The sequence below is a fragment of the Nocardiopsis sp. NPDC055879 genome (assembly GCF_053615935.1).
Genome location: NZ_JBSHCT010000062.1, coordinates 2,961 through 3,961 on the forward strand (window position 1 = coordinate 2,961; position 1,001 = coordinate 3,961).

Here is a 1,001-nt window from a genome sequence, read left to right on the forward strand (position 1 = left end):
TTTCAGACCTGTCCAGGGTCGGCAAGGGCTTGGAGGCTTCGCTGAACTCCCCATTATTCGTATCCAGACCGTAGCGTTCGGCGAAGGGCAGGTCGCTGGCGAAGCTCCCCTCTGGCTCTAAGGCACTGTCTTCAATTGTCCCTTCCATGTCATGTGGCGACTGCTGGTCTATTTCACTTTCGTTGTTGCTCGGATCACTTCCTTCATCATCCTGTCCGATGTCAGAGTCATCGCGATCATTAGGGCCCTGATCATCATGCAACGATGGGTCTCCCGTGTTCGCCGCAGCGGATGTGGGGGCGGCAGGGGCCACAGGCTTCCTGCTGCTGGAAGTCGCATCCGAATTGGCAGGCGTTCCATCACTTCTAACCTCAGTGGCATCATTCCGGCTTGAACCGTCCCAATTCGGGTTCGGGTCGTCGCCATCGTGGTTGCGTGCGGCGGGGTTGCGGTCACGCAGGTCCACGTTGCCGCCACCGTGCCCCTCGTCGACTTCGTTGCGAAGAGATCGGTTACCCCCTGGTTCGCCGATGTCGGTGAGTCGCAGCTGCTCCAAGGGCGTCGGAGTGTTCCTAGCGGCAGATGTCTCCATCGTGTCGCCGGGTCGATCGGCTCCCGCCATGGCCGGGACTTTGTCCCCGGCGCCGTCGGGCCCATCGAAGAGGGCTTCGGCGGTCCAGCTGCCTTCCTCTGAATCAGGGGTGTTGCTCGGGCGGGTCTTGGCTTTTTGATCAACCTCGCTGATCTGGCCTCGGTGTTCGTTCTTGATCTGCTCGGCGAAGGTTTGGTTGTCGGGGTGGTTGATGATGTCATCGAAAGCCAACGCATCGGCCACCGTGGGATCCTGCACAGGGCGTTGGACGGGGCGCTGGTCGGCTTCCCCGGACACCGGTGTCGGGCGAGCACTACCGGGACGGCTGCCTTCTGCTTCCCCGGCGGGCTGTGGCGGGGCGGCACCGGCCGGCTCAGCCCCGTGCTGTCCGGACGGCATCAAGCGGTTG

General features: G+C 62.5%; 1 protein-coding gene. It reads right to left on the bottom strand.

Annotation, left to right across the window (positions count from 1 at the left end):
- A partial coding sequence (locus ACWGKS_RS29615; RefSeq protein WP_452525020.1) for a hypothetical protein occupies positions 1–835 on the bottom strand: 835 nt, incomplete at its 3' end.
- Between the last annotated feature and the right edge of the window lie 166 nt (positions 836–1,001).